The sequence below is a fragment of the Idiomarina loihiensis L2TR genome (assembly GCF_000008465.1).
Taxonomy (GTDB): domain Bacteria; phylum Pseudomonadota; class Gammaproteobacteria; order Enterobacterales; family Alteromonadaceae; genus Idiomarina; species Idiomarina loihiensis.
On sequence record NC_006512.1, the window covers coordinates 1,731,411 to 1,754,215 of the forward strand.

21 protein-coding genes and 4 pseudogenes are annotated in these 22,805 nt (G+C 45.3%); 13 read left to right on the forward strand and 12 right to left on the reverse strand.

Going from position 1 to position 22,805, the window contains the following annotated elements; genetic code table 11:
- Positions 1-20: 20 nt before the first annotated feature.
- From IL_RS08260 to IL_RS08295, 8 genes and pseudogenes are all read left to right on the forward strand, one after another.
- A complete protein-coding gene (locus IL_RS08260) occupies positions 21-548 on the forward strand; it encodes a type II toxin-antitoxin system toxin DNA ADP-ribosyl transferase DarT (RefSeq protein ID WP_011234854.1) in 528 nt (175 codons plus the stop codon).
- Positions 514-1,666 (forward strand): annotated as a pseudogene (locus IL_RS08270) (IS3 family transposase). Before IL_RS08260 ends, IL_RS08270 begins: the two are co-directional and overlap by 35 nt.
- Before the next feature lie 11 nt (positions 1,667-1,677).
- Positions 1,678-1,887, forward strand: a complete 210-nt coding sequence (locus IL_RS13860; RefSeq protein WP_081423225.1) for a DarT ssDNA thymidine ADP-ribosyltransferase family protein — start codon at positions 1,678-1,680, stop codon at positions 1,885-1,887.
- Positions 1,887-2,954, forward strand: coding sequence for a type II toxin-antitoxin system antitoxin DNA ADP-ribosyl glycohydrolase DarG (locus IL_RS08275; protein ID WP_011234857.1), 1,068 nt, complete (start codon positions 1,887-1,889; stop codon positions 2,952-2,954). Before IL_RS13860 ends, IL_RS08275 begins: the two co-directional genes overlap by 1 nt.
- 191 nt (positions 2,955-3,145) lie before the next feature.
- Positions 3,146-3,436 carry a type I restriction-modification system subunit M N-terminal domain-containing protein gene (locus tag IL_RS08280; RefSeq protein ID WP_016341359.1) on the forward strand — a complete coding sequence of 97 codons (291 nt, stop codon included), beginning with the start codon at positions 3,146-3,148 and terminating at the stop codon, positions 3,434-3,436.
- A 37-nt stretch (positions 3,437-3,473) separates the two neighbouring features.
- Complete coding sequence (locus tag IL_RS08285) at positions 3,474-4,478, forward strand: YecA family protein (RefSeq protein ID WP_011234858.1); 1,005 nt, start codon at positions 3,474-3,476, stop codon at positions 4,476-4,478.
- A gap of 103 nt (positions 4,479-4,581) precedes the next feature.
- A pseudogene (locus IL_RS08290) lies at positions 4,582-5,167 on the forward strand (HipA family kinase).
- A complete protein-coding gene (locus IL_RS08295) occupies positions 5,167-5,970 on the forward strand; it encodes a DUF3037 domain-containing protein (protein WP_011234860.1) in 804 nt (267 codons plus the stop codon). Before IL_RS08290 ends, IL_RS08295 begins: the two are co-directional and overlap by 1 nt.
- Positions 5,971-6,214: 244 nt before the next feature.
- On the opposite strand, the gene IL_RS08300 is transcribed toward IL_RS08295, so the two are convergent.
- Complete coding sequence (locus IL_RS08300; RefSeq protein ID WP_011234861.1) at positions 6,215-7,012, reverse strand: DODA-type extradiol aromatic ring-opening family dioxygenase; 798 nt, start codon at positions 7,010-7,012, stop codon at positions 6,215-6,217.
- Positions 7,013-7,239: 227 nt separating this feature from the next.
- Between IL_RS08300 and IL_RS08305 the strand changes: the two genes are divergently transcribed.
- Positions 7,240-8,457 carry a hypothetical protein gene (locus IL_RS08305; protein WP_011234862.1) on the forward strand — a complete coding sequence of 406 codons (1,218 nt, stop codon included), beginning with the start codon at positions 7,240-7,242 and terminating at the stop codon, positions 8,455-8,457.
- 173 nt (positions 8,458-8,630) lie between these two features.
- Here the strand turns inward: IL_RS08305 and IL_RS08310 are convergent.
- Positions 8,631-9,409, reverse strand: a pseudogene (locus tag IL_RS08310) (IS256 family transposase); the annotation flags it as partial.
- 61 nt (positions 9,410-9,470) lie between these two features.
- On the opposite strand from IL_RS08310, the gene IL_RS08320 reads away from it, so the two are divergent.
- Positions 9,471-10,627 (forward strand): IS3 family transposase gene (locus IL_RS08320; protein ID WP_406539773.1). Its coding sequence is split into 2 segments (ribosomal slippage): positions 9,471-9,705 and positions 9,705-10,627, totalling 1,158 coding nucleotides; the frame shifts between segments, so codons are not numbered across the junction.
- Between the two features lie 7 nt (positions 10,628-10,634).
- On the opposite strand, the gene IL_RS08325 is transcribed toward IL_RS08320, so the two are convergent.
- The 9 genes and pseudogenes from IL_RS08325 to IL_RS08365 form a co-directional block, all read right to left on the reverse strand.
- Entirely contained in the window at positions 10,635-10,826 is a 192-nt protein-coding gene (locus tag IL_RS08325) for a LytTR family DNA-binding domain-containing protein (protein ID WP_011234866.1), read from the reverse strand.
- 2 nt (positions 10,827-10,828) lie between these two features.
- Entirely contained in the window at positions 10,829-11,206 is a 378-nt protein-coding gene (locus tag IL_RS08330; protein ID WP_011234867.1) for a hypothetical protein, read from the reverse strand.
- 122 nt (positions 11,207-11,328) lie between these two features.
- Complete coding sequence (locus IL_RS08335) at positions 11,329-11,889, reverse strand: tyrosine-type recombinase/integrase (protein ID WP_011234868.1); 561 nt, start codon at positions 11,887-11,889, stop codon at positions 11,329-11,331.
- A gap of 293 nt (positions 11,890-12,182) precedes the next feature.
- Complete coding sequence (locus tag IL_RS08340) at positions 12,183-15,314, reverse strand: efflux RND transporter permease subunit (protein WP_011234869.1); 3,132 nt, start codon at positions 15,312-15,314, stop codon at positions 12,183-12,185.
- 12 nt (positions 15,315-15,326) lie between these two features.
- Complete coding sequence (locus tag IL_RS08345) at positions 15,327-16,229, reverse strand: efflux RND transporter periplasmic adaptor subunit (protein WP_011234870.1); 903 nt, start codon at positions 16,227-16,229, stop codon at positions 15,327-15,329.
- Complete coding sequence (locus IL_RS08350; RefSeq protein WP_011234871.1) at positions 16,226-17,473, reverse strand: TolC family protein; 1,248 nt, start codon at positions 17,471-17,473, stop codon at positions 16,226-16,228. Before IL_RS08350 ends, IL_RS08345 begins: the two co-directional genes overlap by 4 nt.
- 47 nt (positions 17,474-17,520) lie before the next feature.
- Positions 17,521-17,844 carry a hypothetical protein gene (locus IL_RS08355; protein WP_006955685.1) on the reverse strand — a complete coding sequence of 108 codons (324 nt, stop codon included), beginning with the start codon at positions 17,842-17,844 and terminating at the stop codon, positions 17,521-17,523.
- 75 nt (positions 17,845-17,919) lie between these two features.
- A complete protein-coding gene (lspA, locus tag IL_RS08360) occupies positions 17,920-18,423 on the reverse strand; it encodes a signal peptidase II (protein WP_011234872.1) in 504 nt (167 codons plus the stop codon).
- Positions 18,424-19,322: pseudogene (locus tag IL_RS08365) on the reverse strand (cation transporter).
- 73 nt (positions 19,323-19,395) lie between these two features.
- On the opposite strand from IL_RS08365, the gene cadR reads away from it, so the two are divergent.
- On the forward strand, positions 19,396-19,815 hold the full coding sequence (gene cadR / locus IL_RS13640; protein WP_011234874.1) for a Cd(II)/Pb(II)-responsive transcriptional regulator: 420 nt from the start codon (positions 19,396-19,398) through the stop codon (positions 19,813-19,815).
- A gap of 186 nt (positions 19,816-20,001) precedes the next feature.
- Here the strand turns inward: cadR and IL_RS08370 are convergent, their stop codons facing one another.
- Entirely contained in the window at positions 20,002-20,187 is a 186-nt protein-coding gene (locus tag IL_RS08370) for a hypothetical protein (protein WP_016341360.1), read from the reverse strand.
- A gap of 211 nt (positions 20,188-20,398) precedes the next feature.
- Between IL_RS08370 and IL_RS08375 the strand changes: the two genes are divergently transcribed.
- Together IL_RS08375 and IL_RS08380 are read left to right on the forward strand one after the other, a co-directional pair.
- Positions 20,399-21,649 (forward strand): TolC family protein, encoded by a 1,251-nt coding sequence (locus IL_RS08375; RefSeq protein WP_011234875.1) that lies wholly within the window; start codon positions 20,399-20,401, stop codon positions 21,647-21,649.
- A gap of 3 nt (positions 21,650-21,652) precedes the next feature.
- Positions 21,653-22,798 carry an efflux RND transporter periplasmic adaptor subunit gene (locus IL_RS08380; RefSeq protein WP_011234876.1) on the forward strand — a complete coding sequence of 382 codons (1,146 nt, stop codon included), beginning with the start codon at positions 21,653-21,655 and terminating at the stop codon, positions 22,796-22,798.
- Positions 22,799-22,805 lie beyond the last annotated feature (7 nt).

Here is a 22,805-nt window from a genome sequence, read left to right on the forward strand (position 1 = left end):
CTGAATAGCGGACGAAAAGCATGTCTAAAAGTTTAAATCCCGAAAAAGCGCTCATATGGCGGATTATCCACCGAGATAATCTCGAGTGGATTCTTCAGCACGGGGTTTACGCTTCAAGCAGTGAATATAAGTCTGATGACTGGGTAAGTATAGGCAGTGAAGAGCTCATTGATAAGCGGTCGAAGAAAGAGGTCCCAATTGCGCCAGGAGGAATGCTAAGTGATTATGTTCCCTTCTATTTCACTCCTTTTTCGCCGATGCTTTACAACATAAAAACAGGGCGAGGTGGTGTAGTCCAACGCAACAATGATGAAATCATCATACTCGTTTCAAGTCTGTACGACGTTAATGAGGCTGGTTTAAACTACGTTTATACAGACAGCCATGCATACTCAGCACTAGCTAATTACTACTCCGATCTGAACAGCATTAGAACGATCGACTGGGACGGGTTCTACCCAGATTTTACGGACACATCCAAAACGAGGCATAATATGCCCATAAGGAGTGTTCATGACCAAACGAAAAAAGTACAGCCCAGAGTTTAAACGTGAAGCCGTAGCGTTGACAAAACAGCCCGGTGTAAGTTGTCGCCAGGTGGCTATAGAAATCGGTATTAACCCCAATTTGCTCAGCCGTTGGCGGCGTGAAGCCGAGCCATCCTCTAAAGAAGCTTTCAAAGGCTCAGGTAACCCCCGCGACGAAGAAATGGCGCGGCTTAAACGCGAGAATGCCCGACTTAAAAAGGAACGGGATTTTTTGCGAGAAGCGGCAACGTTCTTCGCAAAAGAGTCGTCCTGAGATATCAGGCGATAGAGCGTTGCCGCGATAAATTTCCGATACGCTTAATGTGTCGATGCCTGCAAGTGTCACCCAGCGGATATTACGCCTGGGCAGTACGACCGGCCAGTGCCCGTGATGTGGAAAATCAGCGCATTCTGACCCGCATTAAGGAGATCCACGAGGACAGTGGTGGTGTCATTGGCGCACCACGTATGCATGAAGATCTGTCTATTGAAGGTGAACGACTGAGTCTGAATCGGGTTGCCCGCTTAATGGCCGTCAATGGCGTTCAGGGCTGGCCTCGTAAGAAAGGACGAGGCCGAAAGCGACAGGCCGCTAGGCCCGAAGGTCTTAAAAATCATCTGGCACGTGACTTCACAGCGGCAGAGCCTGAAACTAAATGGGTCACCGATATTACCGAGGTGACAACCACCGAAGGCAAGTTGTTTCTGTGCGTTGTGCTAGACTTGTACAGCAAGCTGATAGTGGGCTGGTCCATGCATCACCGTCAGGATCGGTACATGGTCATTCGCGCAGTGGAAATGGCCGTCTGGCAACGAACAAGTAGTCAGCCTGTGATTTTACATTCGGATCGCGGCGCTCAATTTACCAGCGGTGATTATCAGCGTGCTCTCAAATTTAATAACCTGATCAGCAGCATGAGCGCAGTCGGTCATTGCAGCGACAACGCTGCCTGTGAAGGATTTTTTGGGATACTGAAGCGTGAAAGAGTGAATTACCGCCGCTATCGAACAAGAGATGAAGCACGTTCAGACATCTTTGATTATATTGAACGGTTTCATAATCCAAGAATGCGTCGTAGACTGGCAAAACAAGATCAGCAGTTTAGTGCGATTTTAAACCGTCCGTAATAACGGGGTAGAACCCGACCTCATCCAACGGCGTGACTTTAAACGTGACTTCAATGACTTAGGCAAGCTCGATAGATACCAGGCAGAGGCTTTAATCCACCGTCACTTCCCTATTACACTTTTAAAAGGTATTGTGTGTTATGACGAAAAAGTAAAACAATTTATCGAACAAAAAGTCGGTAACTACGGTCAAAATATAAAAGTCATAAACCGCCCAGATTGGTACTTTTGATGCTCAATTATAAGACAGGCAATTTATTAGAATCTGAAGCTGAAGCCCTTGTTAATACCGTAAATACCGTCGGTGTTATGGGTAAAGGGATCGCTTTGATGTTTAAAGAAAGGTTTCCTGCAAATATGGAAGCCTATTCTCAGGCCTGTAAAGAGAATAAAGTGAAGACAGGCAAAATGTTCGTTACTCACACCAACGAACTGGTCAACCCTCAATGGATCGTGAACTTTCCGACAAAGCAACATTGGCGTGCCAAATCAAAAATAGAATGGATTGAAGAAGGGTTAAAAGATTTAAGAGCTTTCATTATTGATAATAACATTCGCTCAATTGCTATCCCTCCTCTAGGAGCAGGCAATGGTGGCTTAGACTGGGATAACGTTCTTCCCCTGATACAAAAGCATCTGGGCGATATGACTGACATCGATATTCAAATTTATCAGCCTACGCAGCAGTACCAAAACGTCAGCAAACAATCTGGAGTTGAGCAACTAACAGCTGCTCGAGCAATGATTGCAGAGCTGATAAGACGTTACTGGGTATTAGGTAATGAATGTACCCTACTTGAGGTGCAAAAGCTTGCATGGTTCCTGCAACGAGCCATACAGCAAGAAGGGAAAGAGAGCCCACTTAGACTGACCTTTCAGCCCAGAAATTACGGACCCTATGCCAGTGACTTAACGCACTTATTAAATCGATTAGATGGCAGCTATTTACAGTCGGACAAGCGTATTCCCGACGCAAAAGCGACAGATGTGATTGCCTTTAATGATAATAAGCGGGAAACCGTTGCAGCTTTCCTACAAGCCGAAGCAACTGAGTTTCAATATGCATTGGACAAAGCGACAGAAATTATTGAAGGGTTCGAATCTCCCTTTGGACTCGAGCTGCTCGCGACAGTTGACTGGCTGATGACTGAGGGGAACGTAAATCCAGACGCGGATAGTGTAATAGAAGCATTAACCTATTGGCCTGCTGGTGCTAAATGGGCGCAGCGCAAACTAAATATGTTTGATAAAAAGGCCATCTCAATTGCTATCACCGCATTAATGAGAAAGCTGCACTAACAAGCCCAAGTAGCTTGCCCAATCGAACTGGTATTACCCTGACTACCCATACTCGATGAGAGTGCGACCCAAACTGTCGCACCATTCCTCCAAACTTGAACCCGTGACATCAATGCTATCCGTGGCATAATGACTGCAAATGAGCGATAACAATAACGCTTAGTATCAGTTGTACGGGGACGTTAATAACAATGACAACGATTAGCCAGGACAGCATCAACAAAGCACTCTGGAACGCTTGTGACACCTTTCGTGGTACAGTCAGTGCCGACACCTATAAAGACTTCATTCTGACCACTCTCTTCCTAAAATACATCTCGGATGTATGGCAGGACCATTACGACCAATATGCAGAAGAGTATGGTGATGAGCCACAGTTCATCATTGAAATGATGAAAAACGAGCGCTTCGTGTTACCGCGTGATGCCGAACTAGGAGAGTGTAAAGGACAGGTTGGATCAGATGGCTGGACGGATTTTTAATGGATAGGCTGAATAAATTTAAATAAGGTGTCGATTAATGGCAAAGATCGGTCGCAATGAACCCTGCCCCTGCGGCAGCGGTAAAAAATATAAGCGATGTTGCATGAGTGGTGTTGGTAAACAACAAGCTGACTTTGTTGATAGCATCGAGCAGATGTTGGCGATGAATCCTGATCTTTCGATGGACGAGCTGAATATTATCGCCGAGCACCAATCCAATAAAATTAATACCACACCTCACAAAGACTTCTGCGGCCTGGCTCCTGGGCAAGTTAATAACTGGCTTTATGCCCCTTTTCCCGAGTTAGAAGGCATCACGATAAATACGCCATCTGATTTAAGCACCAGTCCGGTAATGCGTTATTTAAAACTGATGCTGGAGACAGCATTAGCTAACGGTGGGCAGATTAAGGCGACCGCCAAGGGGAATCTCCCGGCGGCGCTAGTGAAAGAAGCCAGCGCATTTTTACCCGAATTTGCTGTTGCTCCATTCGAGCGGGCCATCAGCATTAGTGAATTTGCAGGCGCCAATGAAGACAAGTTTAACGCACTGCATTACTGCCGTGTTCTTGCTAAAATCGCGGGGATTTTTAAGCTAAAAAGTAATAAGTTCCACGTCTCTGCCTGGGCTAAACACCAATACCAGCGAGCTGGCCTGGAATCGTTTTTCCCCATCATGCTAGAAACAGCCGTTTACAAATACAATTGGGGTTATTTTGACCTTTGGGAAAATGAAATTCCTTTACAGCACTTCTGGCTATTCATGCTGTGGCGACTTCAGCATCATAAGTCACACGAACGGTTGGTGGATGAGATGATTCAGGCATTTCCTGATTTGCTCAATGAACTCTACGAGGAAGAATACATGTCGGACAGAGACAAACTTGCCGTTTTGATTGAATCACGCTTTATTCATCGCTTTCTGCAATTCTTTGGATTTGTCATGGTTGACCCTAGGCGCGTTATTGATGGTAAACGAGTGGCGGCCCAGGTGACCTGTTTACGGTCAATGCACGAGACGTTTAACTTCAGGATTGAATAAAATTAGATTGTCGTTAACCGCCTACTGGTAAAGTAGGTTTGTGATTTGTTGAGATAGTCGATAATCTGAGAACCTTGGTGAGCGTAAGGATCAGAAGCCACACATGATTGAGATAAAAGAAATTATCAGGCCCTTAGAGCAAGGCAGCACTCAGCCCTTTTTATGTGTCGCCGATGATGGCAAAAAATACGTTGTTAAAGGACAACGAGGAGGCACAAGACTCTCTCGGCGAAGATGATGCGTTTGCTTCCGAATTTATCGATGGTCTTCAAGAAGTCAACTATCAACTAATGATGAACTTTGGACAGGAAGTAGCTGCAAACTTATTTATATTCGATCTTTGGGTCCGTAACGGCGATCGTACTTTGTCAATGAAGGGCGGCAACCCAAATGTATTCTATCAACCTGCCGAGCAGCGCTTTTGGGCTTTAGATCATAACTTGGCATTTGATGATAGCTTCGAATTTTACGACTTTACTAAAGATCACCTCGGCAGAGACGCCTGGATACAACAGCGGGATTTATTATCGCGACAACTTTATCAAGATCGCGCGAGTAACTGTCTTCGACAGCTTGATGAAATATTCTCGCTGGTACCAGATGAGTGGGATCTAACAGATGACTTTATGGAACAGATTCGGTTAACATTAGGTCTAATAAACCATGACAACTTCTGGGAGCGGATATAATGAATACGTTATGCATGTATGCCACTGTGCGTTTTATGCCGTTCGCTGAAACCCAAGAGTTTGCTAATGTTGGTGTGGTCGTTTGTGCCCCCGATACCGGTAAAATTAAGTTTAAACTTGCACGTAAGCGTTTTGGTCGTGTTAATCAATTCTTTGAAGACCTCGATGGCAAGTTGTTCGGCAGCACATTACAACTTTTAGAGGCCGAACTTAATCGCCTAAAAGAATTCGCCATAGACAAGCCAGGAAAAGCTACCGCTGCGTTATTTCAGGAGCTGACCCGGCACCGAGAAGGCGTGATCTCTTTTGGGGGAGTTAGCACTGCAGTAGTTAATAACATTGACGATAAGCTCATCGAATTGTACGAGCATTATGTCGAAAGAAGCTTCCTTAGCGAAAAGTATCGCGAGAGCATAATAGAACAAAACATTCGTCAACTGTTGAAACGTGAAAATGTAAAAGACTTTAAGGCTCAAGTGCTCGAAACAAAGCTCAGTGAATTCAAGCTGCCATTCGTTAAAAAAAGTGCTAACAGTACAAAAGTCATTCGGCCTCTTGCGTTTGAACAAAAAACGCCATTAGCAGCCTACGAACATGCAGCTCAGTGGATAGATAGACTCACACGCCTACAACATGAACAGATAGTGTTGCCTCACAACATGATGCTGGCAGTAGAAAAGCCAACAGACAAAGGGTTTGAAGAAGCGTACTTTGAAGCCGTTAACATCGCTTCTCAAAGAGAGATAATTGTCGCTAACGCCAATGATTCTCCAGAAATTTTGAGTTTTGCTAATAACACGTGATTCACCCGGTTTACTCTGACAAGACAAACTCATTCATGAGCGTTCAAATCAAAAAATAGGGGCTATAAGCCCCTATAGCTCGAGTTCAGCAAAGGCCCTATCAGCATCCTCTTGAGTAATGCCAATATAGCGCAGCGCCAGCAACCTCAGATGGCCGAACCATAATCAGCAGTTGCCATTTAATTAATGGTCTTGTAACCATACTAAGGCGAGCATTACCTTCGAAAAGATATCTAACTACAGACTAATTTAGCTGCCAGTAAAACATCCGAGCTTCTTTATTAAGCGCTGTTACGGTAATAGCTTCGTCACAAGCTTTGCCAGCGGCGCCGTAGCAAACGTGCAACGGTAACAAGTGTTCTTCGCGCGGATGACAAAACTCGGCAAATGGTGCTTGTTGCCAATGGCTGAGCTTATCGGCGCGCTCTTCTTCATTTAGCGTTTCACTGCTGCATACTTGCTCTAACCAGTTTTGAAATTCTGCGTTTTTACTATCTGCTTTTGCGTCTTCCGGGGAGAAAAATGCCTTCATATTGTGAAATGAAAAACCGGATCCCAAAATTAACAGGTTGTCATAATCTAGGTTAGCCAGGGCTTTTCCCAATTTCATGTGAGCATTAGCATCAAGCGTATTCATCAAAGACAGCTGCACGCAGGGAATATCGGCTTGCGGAAACATAATTTTAAGAGGCACAAAAAGTCCGTGGTCAAAACCACGCTCCGACTCCCCCACCGACTCGATACCCGCCGCCGTTATTGCGCCCAGTAGTTCCTTAGCCAGATCCGGCTCGCCAGGTGCCGGATAAGTGATTTGGTAAGATTCCGGTGGAAAGCCGTAATAATCATAAATGAGTTCCGGTTTCTCACCCGTGGTTACATGCGGTATATCAGTTTCCCAATGAGCGCTAACGACAAGAATGGCATCGGGTTTAGGCATCCGTGCGGCCACACCTTGAAGCACTTTATTCAGGCTCTCATGAGTTTTGTCGCCTAATAGTGGCATAGGGCCGCCACCGTGGGCGATATATAATGCCTGTCTCATCTATCACTCCTCATTTATCCGGTTTACTTCTTAGGATAGAGTCTACACCTGACGTGCAACTTTATGGGGTCACTTCAGAATGAGCGGCTTTTTATATGGAATTGGTGGATCTGGCGGGCGTTGAACCCACAAACCTTCTATATTTATCAAATATATGTGCCATTAATTGACAACCACTTTAAATTTCAGCATTGTTAACGCAACAACTATTAACTTTAAAAGTTTATATGTCAAGCTTTGAGCGTTTGGAAGAAATAAAAACTGAAAAATACTATCGAAAACTACAAAAAAAAGACGTAGACGGTCGTATAGCAAATAATAATCGATATCTAATAAACCAAGAGGATCAGTTAGGTTTTGATAGTATAGATGGTGAAATCAACTTAAAATTTAGAGAACGTCGATTTGTAGCAGAGATAATTATCACAGCAAAAGAATTGACCAGTGACTCTCTATCAGTTGTCTCAAAGCTTGCAGGTGAACCTCAATACAAAAAATACGAAGTTAATGAATCAAAAGCAGGAATATTTTGCGATATTTTTTCTTCTTGCGATGAAATACAAATTCGCCTAAAAGACGAAACTCTCATTGAGTCCATAACAATTTATTACTACGAAGAATCTGATTTCTCAGGTATTTTATCTGATATTAGTGATATCCGAGAGGTTATAAGCGAAATTAATAATAAAAAAGAAAAACACAATGAGTTAATAAAAGACAATGACATATTACTACGTCAAATTGAAGAATTAGAAACTCACGTGGCCGAAGTCCGTGGAGAGGTTAAAACTTTTGAAATAGAGCGTGAAAGAGCCGAAGAGCGGTTCAATAAGCTCTTAGATCAAACCCAAACTAAAAATGAAATTATTCAAAAACAGAATGCAGAGTTATCCAGGTTAGACAAGTCAGTCAAAGGCAAGAATCTTGAGCTTAAAAGTTTAAATCGCGAAATCGGTAACTATAACGACACAGTTAAAGGCTATAGAAGTCATAGCAGAAATATAAACTATTTTTATTACTTTGCTATTATTGTATGTTTGATTTTGCTTTGGTGTTCAGTAGATGTGATTATTGAACAAGCCCTGTCATTTTCTGGTAAAGAATTTGATGATCTCGATGACGCGTTGAACTTCTTAGTAGCAAAATTCCCGGTCACTGCCGCCATGGTAACTGTCTCGTTTGTTTTGCTAAGTCTTGCGAAGTATTGCATCAACATTATAAATAATATTAATAACCAATCCTTAGAGCTAACTAAGTTTTCGGTGCTTGCAAAGCATGTAGTAGATCAAACGAATGATGAAGCTAGTAAAGATTTTTCAGTAGAAGAAATTAACAAACAAAAAGCGATGGTCATCGGTGAGTTAATGGCTGAAAAATGGAAGTCAGAATTTTCATTGCAAACAAGCAAAAAAGCTCAAAAAGACGATAGCAGTCCTGAAACTTAGTTAATCCATCGTCCATACCTTAGTACGAGCATATTCCAGTTAGAATGCCCTAACTGGTTCGCTACCCACATATAATTGTAGCCGTTCGAAAGCATAAACGAAGCATAAGAATGCCGACAATGAGACTGTAAAAGATTTTGTGTAAATGACTGATTGCACTGTTAAATCCAATCCTAGTTCATGATCTCGAATTGCGCCATGGCCGGTTTCCAGTTGCGTATGGGCATCGTCCACTTTTTCGAGGCCTGATGCAAGGCCAAGTACAACACATTCATGACGGCTTCGTCATTCGGGAATGACCGCCGCGTCTTGGTGATTTTGCGCAGTGACGCGTTTAGCGACTCAATGGCATTGGTGGTGTAAATAGCTTTTCGGATTTCTACCGGGTACTCAAAGAACACGCTCAGCCGCTTCCAGTTTGCACGCCATGAACGGCTGATGGTCGGATGCTCTTCATCCCACTTTTCTGCAAACAGCTCGAGAGCCTGCTCGGCTTCAGCCCGTGTTGCTGCGCCATAAATCAATTTGAGGTCAGCTGCGATGGTCTTGCGTTGTTTCCAGTTTACGTAGCGTAGCGAGTGGCAAATTTGATGCACAATGCACAGTTGCACCTGAGTTTTTGGGTAAACCGCTTCAATGGCTTCCGGGAAGCCCTTCAGGCCATCGCAACAGGCGATAAAGATGTCATCGACACCGTGGTTTTTAAGCTCGTTCATCACGGATAACCAGAACTTAGCGCCTTCAGATTGTGCCACCCACAGGCCGAGGAGCCCTTTTCACCGTCGGTGTTAATGCCAAGCGCCAGGTAGACCGACTTATTTTGAACAACGCCGGAGTCACGGCTACGAACCACCAGACAATAGAGGTAAACGACCGGGTAAAGCTTTGTCAGTGGTCGATGTTGCCAGACCTTTACTTCGTCCATGACGGCGTTGGTCACCTGGGAAATAATGAATCGCCACTGATTTGCTAGACACCTCATAGCTATAGATAATGGCATAAAAGAGGTGCTTATGAGTAACAACCGATACCCTGAAGAATTTAAAATCGAAGCTGTCCGGCAAATTACCGATAAAGGTTATTCTGTTGCTGACGTTTCAAGACGGCTCGATGTTTCCGTTCATAGTTTATATGCCTGGGTTAAGAAGTACGGTCCAGAAGCAGAAAAACACGCAGCTCAAACCGAAGAGCAGGCTGAACTAAAACGTTTAAGAAAAGAGTTACAGCGTGTCACTGAAGAGCGTGACATATTAAAAAAAGCCGCGGCGTACTTCGCGAAGCAGTCCGACTAAGGTACGCCTTTATTAAACATCACAAGGACTGTTGGCCGATACGTAAGTTATGCCGCTTACTGGACGTCCACCCGAGTGGTTATTATGCGTGGCTCAAAGAGCCTTGCTCGCGTCGACAAAAGCGCGATGCTCGTCAGACGGGTCTTATTAAGCAATTCTGGCTGGAATCTGGTGGCGTCTACGGTTATCGAAAAATCCACAGCGACCTGCGCGAATATGGTGAGCGGATTGGTATCAATCGAGTTCACCGGTTGATGAAACTAAGCCAGCTTAAGGCTCAGGTTGGTTATCGTAAGCCTCGCCACCGTGGTGGTGTCTCTCATATCGTTACGCCTAATAGATTAAACCGGGTGTTTAATACTGAGCAGCCTAACCAGGCCTGGGTAACCGATGTCACCTACATTAAAACCCATGAAGGCTGGCTCTACTTAGCGGTGGTTGTTGATCTGTTCTCGCGACGAGTGATCGGCTGGTCAATGCAGCAACGAATGACAAAAGAGTTAGTTCTTGATGCGCTACTCATGGCGATATGGCGACGAAAGCCTAAACAGAAAGTCGTGGTGCACTCCGACCAAGGAAGCCAATATACAAGCCATGACTGGAGCTCATTCCTAAAGAGCAATAATCTGGAAGGCAGCATGAGTCGCCGTGGAAATTGTCATGATAACGCTGTTGCTGAGAGCTTTTTCCAGCTACTTAAACGAGAGCGTATTAAGCGGAAAATATATTCAAACCGAGCTGAAGCTCGTCGAGATGTGTTTGACTATATTGAGATGTTTTACAACTCGAAACGCCGGCACAGTTCCAATGATCAGTTATCGCCGGTAGAGTATGAAAAACGTTTTGAAAAAACGGCTACTGAGTGTCTAGTGAACTAGTGGCGATTCACAAGAATCTATCGTCCAGTAATTCTTCCATATCAGATAAAGTCGCTCTATGAAGAACGCGCTCACTACCGAAGTAGAGCTTCACGTAGTTACCAAACGCTTCCACACGCTCTATGGATGCAACAGCAACAAAACGGATTTCACCGGGGCGCGTTTTAACAGCAATAATGTTTCGTTTCATGCTAGCCATAGTTAGTCCCTCTCCATGACCAAATCCGCATCAATGCTGTTACCACCAGCCAGCTGAATCGATGTTCGCCCCTTAATTGAGTAATCGTTGTAGATAGCGAATAGCAATGTCGAACTGAGACCAATGGCTATAATCGCAGTGACTAGTGTCCCTGTAGATAACGTCCCAATAATACCTGAGCCCCACCCCAACGGATTCCAGAAGTTGGTGGCAAAGACTCCTGCTGAGCCGACAGCTAACGCAAAAGCACCGGATGATGCTGACTTTAATGTTTTCACGTCATCAGCCAACGAGGCACTTTTTACGGCTATCGTTTTGTCTTGCCTTTCGATAGCTCGCTCGAGCTCTGACTTGGTGTATACGACCGTTACATTCGACATACATGTTCTCCTAATTGACAGTTAATTAACTGCAGCCGTAACTGCCATTAGGTGATATAGGTTTTAATTTCGCTTGGTTGTTACTCTAGGTATACGAAACAAAAAATAGGGGCACTCAGCCCCTATAGCTCTAATTCAGCAAAGTCACGGTCAACATCCTCCTGAGTAATGCCAATATAACGCAGCGTCACAGCCTCAGAGCTATGTCGCAACATCTTCATCACCCTAGCGATATCATTTGTATTCTTGTAAAGGTGATAGCCTCGGGTCTTTCGCATTGAATGAGTTCCAAGTTTAATGCCAACCTCCTCCCCTATCGCCGCGAACGCCCGCGAAACGTAACGGCGGCTAATCGGGGCCTCGTCCAAACCTTTGGACCATTGGTTCCGGTAAGACTGAAACAGGTAGATATGCTCGGGATGCTCTTCTTTAATGCGACCAATAATAGACCGTGCTTTGTCGTTCAATTTAATAGTCGCTTGTTTTGACGTCTTTCCCTCAACCAAGGTCAGACGCTCATCGTGTATATTTTCAAACTTGATGGATAGCAGATCCGAGATCCGTAACGCCAGGTTTAAGCCAACATCCCAAACATCAGCAATTTGCTGACCATAAGTTCGTTTGAGAAGGTAGCTAATCAGCTTCACGGTATCCAGATCTTTAACCGCTTGTACTTCGGCCATGATCGAGTTCCTTTTTTGCTGTAAAACGTGATTTTGAGTACTTAAGAGGGTATAAAGGGGGAAATAGCCCGTTTTTAGTGGGTTTGCTTGTTCCCGTTATTGCAATTTGGGAACATTAGCAATTGAGGCTCACTCGGCATAATATATATTTAAGAATATTACACATCAGTATTACCTGAACGACACAACTCTAAGCACTGAGTCGCCAAAAACTTCTTACCTTCCTCATCGATATAGCAATAAAAAAGCACGCCCAAGTCGGGGCGTGCTTTGCAATTAGCTAAGGCCTCCACTTAGGCTTTTGCAGTTCCATTGAAGCGCTGCACTAAGTAGTAAAGCGCTGGCAGCACCACCAAAGTCAATAATGTCGACGAGACAATGCCGCCGATTACCACAGTAGCCAGTGGTCGCTGTACCTCAGCGCCGACACCGGTATTAAGTGCCATAGGGACAAAGCCCAGGCTAGCTACGAGAGCAGTCATCAGTACAGGTCTTAACCGCTGTTGCGCGCCTTCAAACACCGCATCTTTCAATGGCAGTCCGTCGCGCAGCAGTTGCCGTATGAATGTCAGCATGACCACGCCGTTCAAAACCGCCACGCCCGACAGTGCAATGAAGCCGACTGCAGCGGAAATTGATAGCGGCATATCACGCAGCGCTAATGCGAATATCCCGCCGGTCAGCCCTAAGGGAACGCCTGTGAATATGACGAGTGCACTGCTCAGCGAATTAAACGCACTGTATAGCAGGCCAATAATTAATAGCAGCGCTAATGGCACAACCAAACTCAACCGTTGGGAAGCTGATTGCAGCTGTTCAAAGGTACCGTCGTAGTTAACCCAATAACCTGCTGGCAAATCAACCTCAGTCGTTAGCGCATCCTGAACATCTGCCACAAAAGAGCCCAAATCACGATCTTCAACATTCGCACTCACAATAACATTGCGTTTGCTGCTTTCTCGGTTAATTTGGTTCGGTCCACTTTCCAAACTCAATTCGGCGACCTCTCCCAACGGCACATAGCGCAGCTCAGGGTTGCCGGCAGGCAGATCAATAGGCAGTGATTTAAGCTGTTCAATGCTCTTACGCCATTCTTTGTCGAGACGTACCATTAGCTTGAAGCGTTTATCCCCCTCGTAAATAATCCCTGACTGAACTCCACCAACCGCAGCTTGAACTGCTCGCTGTACATCAGCGACTGTTAGGCCTAATAACGCTAAATGATCACGCTTAGGTATCACTGAGAGTGTCGATAAACCCGTCATTTGTTCAACCCGAACATCAGCAGCGCCATTAACGGTGCGAATGACTGCGGCGGCTGAGTCGCCTAACCGTTTAAGCGTTTGCAAGTCATCGCCATAAATACGAACCCCCAAGTCAGCTCGAACGCCTGCAATAAGTTCGTTAAACCGCATTTCAATCGGTTGAATGAACTCGTACTTATTACCGGGAAGCTCTTGCACAGCAGTTCGTATTTCAGCAACCAGTTGCTCTTTGGTTTTTTCTGGGTTTAGCCAGTCCTCACGCTCCTTTAAAATAATAATGGTATCAGCGACGCTCGGTGGCATAGGGTCGGTCGCAACATCCGGGGTACCAATTTTTGAGAATACCAGTTTAACTTCGTCAAAGCGTGACACCACAGACTCGACATCTTTTTGCATTGCTATAGATTGCTGCAAGCCAGTCCCCGGAATGCGCAAGGCTTGCATGGCAATATCGCCTTCATCAAGCTGTGGCAAAAACTCAGTTCCCATGCGACTCGCCTGAAACATTGATACCGCAAACAGCCCAAAGCCAAGCAAAATAATGACAACTGGAAGCTTCAGTGTTTGCCGTAAAACCGGCTGATACACTTTGCGGGCGGCTCGCATTATTCGGTTTTCACCGTGCTTAATATTGCCACGGACAAATATTGCAATAGCAGCGGGTACAAAGGTAACGCTGAAAATCAGAGCCCCTAAAAGCGCGGCTACGACAGTAAACGCCATGGGATGAAACATTTTGCCTTCAACACCACTTAACGCAAATATGGGCAAGTACACCAGCATAATGATAAGCACACCAAATACCGCAGGGTTAAATACCTCACGAGTACTATGGGTTACTTCAATTAAGCGCTCTTTAGTGGTAAGTACCCGGCCTAAGCGTTGCTGTGCAATTCCAAGCCGTCGCAAAGCGTTTTCAACCACAATGACCGCACCATCGACGATAATACCAAAATCAATTGCGCCCAGGCTCATTAAATTACCAGACACCTTGTTGGCGACCATGCCGCTTACCGCAAACAGCATACTCAAGGGAATAACGCACGCCGTAATCAGTGCTGCACGGACATTTCCAAGCAGAATGAAAAGCACCACAATAACCAGCACCGCACCTTCAAACAGGTTTTTCTCGACCGTTGCAATAGTTTTATCAACGAGAGAAGTACGGTTATACACCGTTTCAATCACCACCCCGTCTGGCAAGCTTCGTTGCACCTCCTCAATTTTATTGGCGACATTCTGTGCAACGATGCGACTGTTTTCGCCAATAAGCATCATGGCCGTGCCCAATACCACCTCGCTCTCGCCCGAGGTTGAAGCGCCAGTGCGTAATTGTTCTCCCAGTTTGACCTCAGCCACGTCACTCACGCGCACCGGTGCATCATCACGTTTTGTCACGACCACATCACGAATATCGTCAAGTGTCTTAAGCTGTCCAGGCGAACGCACCAACCATTGCTCACCATTTTTCTCGATATAACCGGCACCAGCGTTTCTATTGTTAAGATCCAATGCTGCCAAAAGGTCCTGCATGGTCACTTTATAGGCCAGCATACGACCGGGGATGGGAGCCACCTGGTATTGCTTTTCATAACCCCCCACACTATTAATCTCGGTAACACCGGGCACCTTGACCAGTTGCGGCTTAATGATCCAATCCTGGATGGTACGCAACTGCTCGGGCGTATACGCCTCGCCATCGGCATTGGTAGCCCCCTCTTTCGCGCGTACTACATAATTAACAATTTCACCAAGGCCGGAGGCTATTGGCCCCATCGTCGGCTCGATACCGTCGGGTACTCCTCCCCTTACCTTTTGCAATCGCTCACTGATTTGCTGTCTAGCCCAGTAAATATCGGTGCCCTCTTCAAACACCACGGTAACTTGCGACAACCCATAGCGTGAGATCGAGCGGGTGTAGTCCAGCTTTGGTAAACCTGCCATCGCGGTTTCCACCGGATAAGAAATACGTTGTTCGGTTTCTAATGGCGAATAGCCTGGCGCTTCTGAATTTATCTGTACCTGAACATTGGTAATATCCGGCACAGCATCGATGGGTAGCTTTAATGTGCTATAAACGCCCGCAGCTGCTACTAACAAGGTTGCGGCAAGCACCAGCCATCGACGATCAACCGCAAAGCGAATGAGTGCATCTATCATTGTTTACTCTCCCTAATGGCTTTGGCCTGCGCCTTGTTTTAGAATGTCAGCCTTTATCAAGTAGCTGTTTTCAACGACATAACTTTCGCCATTCTCAATACCCGATAACACCTCGGTGTATTCACCGTCAGTTCGGCCTAACTCAACTTCCCTGGCTTCGAAACGATTACCCTCTTTAATAAAAACAACGGGGTTATCTTCTAAACGTTGAACAGCATCATTGTTTATCGCCAAGCTCGCGTTAAAGCTGTCTGTAACGACATCCGCTTTTACGTGCATTCCCGGTCGCCAATGCCCCGACTGATTGGGCAACTCGATAAGTGCGCGTGCAATATGTCCGCCAGTCATTTGTGGCGAGATATAAGACACAGTTCCTTCGACGGTTTTATGATGATGCAAGTCGTACACATAGGTCGTTTGCTCTTCTTCTAACGACTCAATGTTCTCCGGGAACGCTGAAAGCTCTACCCAGACCGATGATGGATCCAGGACTTCAAATAATGGCTTTTGCTCAACCACTTCACCAACATTGGTAAAACGTGCAGTTACCTCTCCGCTAATTGGGCTGATGACTTCAAATGCCGTGCCTGTCGTAACATTCTCAACAACAGCCAGAGTTTGCCCGGCTTTTATGTCATCGCCGATATTGGCCTTTAGTGACGTAACAATACCTTTGTACTTCGCTCCGATATGCACAATATTGTTATTATTGGGGGCTATTACACCGAAAATTGTTTGCTTTACTCGAATGCTTTGAGCGCTCGCTGTTGCCAACGTTAATTTCGCGTTTTCTATTGCTGCATCACTTAAATTGGTATGGGGTGCTTCATGCTCTTCGTGTTTTTTCTCATAAGCCAATACGGGCAGTGAAAAACTGGCAATGCAGATAATTGTAATCAATGTGTTGAGTTTCATTGTTGTACTCCTAAAAACGGCTGTCCGGTCATGCGCTCTAATTCGATGATGTCGCTGTAAATCGCATGTTGACGGGAGATTTTTTCATACTCGAGTTTTGCTAACTCTGTTTGCGCGTCTAACACTTGCAACAAAGAGTGCGTTCCGCGTGCGTAACCCTGTTGAGTTTGTGCGAGTAACTGTTCAGATAGCGGCATCAGTCGCTGGTTTATCTTTTGCAGATAACTTTGGTGAGTTTGCAAACTGTGCACTAGCGATAAAGCCAGTGATTTTAGTTGCTGCCGAACCTGTTTTTGCTGCGCCAGGATAGACTGATGCAGTAATCGGCTTTGTTTTATGCGACCGACGTTAGGGTCAGTGAACTGCAATGGCATCGATGCCTGGACGATTAAACCTACATCATCGAACTCATTATTGTAGCGAGCCCCGACACCAACGGTAATATCCGACTTTGAGTCCGCTGCTAACGCTCTGGCTTGCGCTTGTAGAAGTTGCTCAGAGTCCAGTAAACGCAAATACTCCGGCGCCCGATTAACAGCCGATAACACGTTGGCTTTTTCCGGGAGGCTTAGCGGAAAAGTAAAGTCTCCAGAGACGCGCGTAAAATTGAGCTCGCCTGCCCACATTGAAGCCAGTTCAGCTTGTTGCTTTTTCAGTTTACCGTTCAACTCGTCAGAGAAAGCGTATTGGCGCTCTAACTGTAATTTAATGCGAATAACCTCGGATTTAGGCACCGCGCCAGCTTCTACACGCTCCTGTGCCACTTTTATCAGTCGCTCAGTTCGCTGAATTTGACGCTCGCTGGTATGCGCGACTTGCTGAAGTTTTAAAATGTCATAGAAACGCTGTGTGGTTTCTGCCAAAACCTCAATTTGACGATACTCAAACTCTGCTCGCTGAGCTTTCTCTTTTTCGGTTGCAGCTTTAACTCGTAACTGCCGTTTGTCCCCTAACTCTATGAGCTGAGAAAAGGATACGGTCAATTGTGAGTTACTGATACCTTCTAGCCGTCCTGAGCCGGCAAAGTTTTCTATTTCCGCAGATACCCTTGGGTTCGCTGAAAACTCAGCCTGCTCTATCAGTGCTCCTGCAGCTCGTATTTTATAATCATACTCCAGTAACTCAGGGTTATTCTTGATCGTTTTTTGTAACGCTTCTTTCAGCTTTAAATCTGTCGTCGCAGCCGTCGCCACAGGCACTAGCGCACCTAAGCAAAAGGCTGCCACGAAGTATAAATACTTCATGTTGCTTCTCCATTAACTTATAGGTTTTAAAAAGTCTAAGTTAACGGTTACGCGTTTGGTGGAGGTACAGGGGGTTGGTGAGTCAGGCTTTGGTCAAAACCTACCGAGTTTGAGTTGGGTGCCAAAATAACAGGCACGGCTGAAATTAAGAGGTTATAACCAGTAATGCAACTAATATGAGGTTGTGTTTGTTGTTTACTATCATATATTGATTTATTTAAGTCTTGATTTTCACGCTCAATTTCTAAGACTAAGTCATACGCAACTCCTGCACTCTTTATTGAAGACTGACTGAAAGTACCAGCCACAGGAGCACAGGCAAAAGAGCTATGAATGAGCACAGTCAGTATTAAAAACCAAGATATTTTCATTCAATTACCCTACTCAATATAAATTCCTAATCCATCCAAAATAAGCTCGGCCATATTAATTATTATACTTACTATTTACTTAGAACCCGGTAGATTCGGTATCATTGAGACCTGCAAGTTGCTTAACAGTAATAGGATAACTCCTAGGGTAATTGCAATATCGGCAATATTAAAAACTGGCAATTGCCACGTTTGCCAACCTAGATGAAGGGAGTCGACAACATAGCCACGAAACAGTCGGTCAATGAGGTTCCCAACCGCCCCCCCAAGAATCAGCCCGTAACTAATGCCATCCCGTTTACTTACTTTATTAAAGATCAACCTCGTTAAAGCCACAGACATTAGCAGAGCAACCCCAATAAAAAAATAGCGCTGCCAACCTCCACCATTTGAAAGCAGGCCAAATGCCGCACCAGTGTTCCAAGTGTGTACCCAATTGAAAAAAGGGGTCAATGAAATCGAATCACCGTAAGCTATTGATTGCTGCGTCTGCCACTTGATCACTTGGTCAAAGACTACAGTTAAACCAGAAATTAACAGAGAAATATAGGGCGAAAATCCTTTATCAACGCAGGACATTCAGTTCCCCTTCAGTGCAAAAATGCGTCTTGACCCGTTAAGCACGATTAAACCTGCTATGCTACCTATAATAAGATCTGGGTAATTCGACCCGGTCAACGCAACGAGGATGCCAGCGATGATTACGCCAAGGTTAATCACTACATCATTAGCTGAAAAAATCCAACTTGCTTTCATATGCGCACCACCTCCTCTATGTTTGGAGATAAGTAGAAGACAGATGGTATTGCCAATCAACGCGACAAATGCAATCCCCATCATCGCAAGTGACTCAGGTTCACTCCCGAATACGAAGCGTCTCACAACTTCTGCAAGTACACCCAGAGCCAAAACCAGTTGTAGTACGCCAGCTAGGTGCGCAGCACGTATTTGCATATTAACACTACGCGCTACGGCATAAAGAGAAAGCCCGTAAACTGCCGCATCGGCAAAATTATCTAAAGATTCCCCAATCAAACCAGCAGACTGCCAAAGCAGTCCGGCAGTCATTTCCACCAAGAACAGAAGAGTATTGATGGTGAGCAACCAACACAAGGTGCGGGACTCCTGCTTATCCGAACTTGCCGAAAACTCCTCAGCTTTGATTGCCTCGGAGTCCGCAGCAGTGTCTCTTTCAAGCGAGGCACCCAAACCTAGAGTCTCTAATTTAGAAGTAATAAAGGCTGTCTCACCATCATGTAATACCTTCAGCCGACGGTTTGACAAGTCGAAGGATAATGAATGAATTTCCTCAAACCCATTCAGGCCAAGCGAATCATTCGTTCTTCTGATGGGCAATCCATTTTTGCTACAGAGTAAACGATGAGCCGTTTACCTGACTCTTCGTAGGCATTTTTTGAGTCGCCATTTGTTCGAACCGTATCAAAGGAACTAGCCATCGTATTACTTACCTTAAATATATAGTTTCACAATTAAAAACTATAAAGTTACTATAAGGTCAAGAAATTACTTAACTAGATAGGAAATTTTCTTATGCGTATTGGTCAACTAGCAGACTTATTAGGAATTCAAACCCAGACAATAAGGTTCTATGAAAAAAAGGGTTTGTTACCTTTACCAGCTCGTAGTTATAACGGATATCGAGTATACACTGAAAAACATTACAAAAGACTTAAGTTTGTATGTAGCTGCAGAGCTATAGGCCTTTCATTATCTGAAACCCGCAGATTACAAGATTATCAAGACAATCCACATCAACCTTGCTCAGCCGTTAATACCCTGATTGATGAACACATAATGCACATACGCTCTCAAATTACTTCTTTGCAAGATCTTGAGAAGCAACTCACTTCAATTAGAACAAGTTGTACTGGCCAAAGCAAAGTTATTGCGTGTACAGTTCTTAATAAAATTGATGAAATAGAATCTGTTAGTTGTAACCGAGACGTCTAAATTTCCGGAGGTTACACAACGTACTTACACAATTTTTTAAGGTTGTCCAGCGGAGCTTCGTTAGGCTACTGAGTGTCTAGTGAACTAGTGGCGATTCAGAATGCACTAGTTGAGAACTATTTTTAATTAATGTACCGTTAAGCTGCTTATTTAGAACCGTAGGTAATGATGCTTAGACTCGGATTTTTAATACTGGTGCTTGTTGCTGTTCTGACTCAAATCAGTCAGGCGGTTGCTGATGTGCATCAATCTCACCAGTCCTCTTCTGAGCAACACCTCAATTTTGAGCATGACGAATCCCACATCGATAAGCGCAATCTCCCTAAAAGTGGCGAAATCAGCTTTGACTGCCATCATTGCTGTCACTGCCATGGTTCATTTCATTTATATGCCATGAAGGCTGAAAAAACTCTCGCGTTACCACGAATGGGCACAATACGTCTTGGGTATACTGAGTTTTACACTAACCTTCTATCATCGCCGCTGTTCCGGCCTCCTATCTCCTCATAACTGCCTAATAAGCTGCTTTAGCAGCGCAAGAAAATCATTATTTTACGCAGTAATATGACTGAGGAGTCTATCTATGGGTCCGTTTTCGACACATAGCAAACGCTTGTTTATTGCCGTTAGTCTGGCAATAAGTTCAAGCTACGCCAATGCACAACAGTTGCCCGATCAATGGCAAAAAACTGTGCAGCAACACCCCAGTGTTGAAGCCGCTCAACAGCAGGCTGAAGCGCTGATCCAACAGGGCAAACAATTAAATCAGCCTTTGTACAACCCTAGCTTATCGTCACGCTTAGAGCGTGAGGGTGACATCAATAATTACACTGTTGGCCTAAGCCAAACGCTGGACTGGAGCACTCGCAATGAAGCAAGAGCCAGTCAGAGTGACGCCATGACGGCTATGGCAGTGAGTATTTATCGCCAGTCGGCGACATCGCATGCTAAAACTCTGTTGAATGCCTATGTGCAATGGCTGGATGCAAAACAGCGTTACGCACTGGCCGAGCAACAAGAGAAAATCGTTAAACAGGCGATAAGCTTGGTTGCCGAACGACGTAAAGCCGGTGACTTAGGTGCCGTCGACGAACAACTGACGGTACTCGCACTAAGTCGGCAACTGCAACAAACGGCAGCGGCTTATCAACAACTGCAATCCGCTGAAGCAGAGTTAAACGCTCTGCTAACAACGTCTGATGTCGGTCAACTCTCCATTAATGAGGAGCTATTTAACGTTGAACCTGCGTTAACGACTCGTTGGCAACAACATCCAGCGTTAAAAGCCGCTTACCTGCAATGGCAATTAAAGCGCGCCGATGTCGACTGGAAACGCTCGTTAACCACCGCCAACCCAACCATAGGCGTCGAAGCGGGCGAGAGCGATAACGAAACAGTAGTTGGCTTATCATTCAGCATTCCACTACAGATTCGCAATAACTACAGCGATGCGGTACGCGCAGCCAATAGCGAAGCTGTTGCTGAAGAAAAACGTTTGATTGCACTAAGGCAACAATGGCAAGCAGCACTGAAATCATCTCTTAACAATTATCGTTTTGTGAAAAAACAGTGGCAAAGCTGGCAAAAAGACTTTCAATCTCGGCAGGATGAGTCGATGCAGGTGATTGAGCAGTCCTGGCTCGCCGGTGACCTATCCACCACAGACTACCTCACCGCTGTGCAACAGCAGCTCGATAGCCAATTTGCAGGGATAGCGCTGCAAACACAATATCGGTTGGCCGCCATTGAATGGTTGTACCGTTCGGGCGAACTCAGTAAAGCGCTGACGTTATCGCCGTTAAGCCAGCCAACAAACGCAGAGATTGGAGAGTAAACGATGTCAGTAAAACCTTTATACGCAGCAATAGCACTTGCGCTGAGCTTTTCGGTTATGGCGCAGGATGAACACGGACACGACGAAAAAGAAGATACCCACAAGGAAAAAGGCAAACACGAGCAAGGTGAACATAAGGAAAGTGCAGGCGTGGAGCTATCCAGCAAGCAGCTGTCCATGGCGGATATCACCACGCGAACCTTGCAAACTCAAGTTATTGAATACCCGGTTTATGCTCCGGGCGAGGTGGTTGCTAACGACTTTAATAGCTATATCGTGAGTCCGCGCATCGATTCGACCGTTCTCAAACGTTTTGTCAGTATTGGCGACCACGTCGAAAAAGGTGAACCACTAGCCACCCTCTTCAGCGCCACCATGGCGGAGGCGCAAAGTCAGTATTTGGTCACACTTAACGAATGGCAACGCGTGCAGTCACTCGGTGAGTCAACGGTTGGTGAAAAACGCTTTGTTGAAGCGAAAAACGCCTTTACCTCAGCGCAAGCGCAACTCAAAGCATTTGGTATGTCAGCCAGTGATATTAAGCGTTTAAGTAAACCTGACTACCCTATCGGCGAATACCAACTGACCTCAGAAATTGGCGGGATTGTGGTTAGCGATAACTTCAAGCAGGGTCAGCCAGTCAATGCCGGTAACCACTTGGTTGAAGTTCTGCAAGAAGAAACCTTGTGGGTGAATGCTCGGCTACCGGGCTCAGCTGACCTTAATGTGCAGTTTGGTGATCCTGTTACAGTGAGTGTCGACAATCAGCGCTTTGCGGCAAAAGTCATTCAGGAAGGCCACACAATAGACCATAAAACCCGCACCCGAACGGTACGACTTGCGGTAAATAACGAAAAGGACCAATTACACCCTGGTTTATTTGCGGATGTTTATTTCTCAGTCAAGTCGGATGGACCGGTGCTTGCAGTTAAGGACTCAGCCTTAATGCGGGCATCTGATGGTGACTGGCAGATATTCATTGAGCACGAACCCGGAAAGTTTGAACCGAAGAAAGTCGAATTGGTTGATGAAAAAGGTCCGTGGAAAGTCATTCGAGGCGTTAAGGAAGGCACAGAGTACGTCGATAACGGCGCGTTTTTCGTTCGCTCTCAAATCGCTAAAGGCGGTTTTGACCCACATAACCACTAACAGGAGG

Coding starts and splice junctions, on each gene's coding strand:
- IL_RS08260 (WP_011234854.1), top strand. CDS start 21: ATGTCTAAAAGTTTAAATCCCGAAAAAGCGCTCATATGGCGGATTATC.
- IL_RS08275 (WP_011234857.1), top strand. CDS start 1,887: ATGCTCAATTATAAGACAGGCAATTTATTAGAATCTGAAGCTGAAGCC.
- IL_RS08280 (WP_016341359.1), top strand. CDS start 3,146: ATGACAACGATTAGCCAGGACAGCATCAACAAAGCACTCTGGAACGCT.
- IL_RS08285 (WP_011234858.1), top strand. CDS start 3,474: ATGGCAAAGATCGGTCGCAATGAACCCTGCCCCTGCGGCAGCGGTAAA.
- IL_RS08295 (WP_011234860.1), top strand. CDS start 5,167: ATGAATACGTTATGCATGTATGCCACTGTGCGTTTTATGCCGTTCGCT.
- IL_RS08300 (WP_011234861.1), bottom strand. CDS start 7,012: ATGAGACAGGCATTATATATCGCCCACGGTGGCGGCCCTATGCCACTA.
- IL_RS08305 (WP_011234862.1), top strand. CDS start 7,240: ATGTCAAGCTTTGAGCGTTTGGAAGAAATAAAAACTGAAAAATACTAT.
- IL_RS08325 (WP_011234866.1), bottom strand. CDS start 10,826: ATGGCTAGCATGAAACGAAACATTATTGCTGTTAAAACGCGCCCCGGT.
- IL_RS08330 (WP_011234867.1), bottom strand. CDS start 11,206: ATGTCGAATGTAACGGTCGTATACACCAAGTCAGAGCTCGAGCGAGCT.
- IL_RS08335 (WP_011234868.1), bottom strand. CDS start 11,889: ATGGCCGAAGTACAAGCGGTTAAAGATCTGGATACCGTGAAGCTGATT.
- IL_RS08340 (WP_011234869.1), bottom strand. CDS start 15,314: ATGATAGATGCACTCATTCGCTTTGCGGTTGATCGTCGATGGCTGGTG.
- IL_RS08345 (WP_011234870.1), bottom strand. CDS start 16,229: ATGAAACTCAACACATTGATTACAATTATCTGCATTGCCAGTTTTTCA.
- IL_RS08350 (WP_011234871.1), bottom strand. CDS start 17,473: ATGAAGTATTTATACTTCGTGGCAGCCTTTTGCTTAGGTGCGCTAGTG.
- IL_RS08355 (WP_006955685.1), bottom strand. CDS start 17,844: ATGAAAATATCTTGGTTTTTAATACTGACTGTGCTCATTCATAGCTCT.
- lspA (WP_011234872.1), bottom strand. CDS start 18,423: ATGTCCTGCGTTGATAAAGGATTTTCGCCCTATATTTCTCTGTTAATT.
- cadR (WP_011234874.1), top strand. CDS start 19,396: ATGCGTATTGGTCAACTAGCAGACTTATTAGGAATTCAAACCCAGACA.
- IL_RS08370 (WP_016341360.1), bottom strand. CDS start 20,187: ATGGCAGTGACAGCAATGATGGCAGTCAAAGCTGATTTCGCCACTTTT.
- IL_RS08375 (WP_011234875.1), top strand. CDS start 20,399: ATGGGTCCGTTTTCGACACATAGCAAACGCTTGTTTATTGCCGTTAGT.
- IL_RS08380 (WP_011234876.1), top strand. CDS start 21,653: ATGTCAGTAAAACCTTTATACGCAGCAATAGCACTTGCGCTGAGCTTT.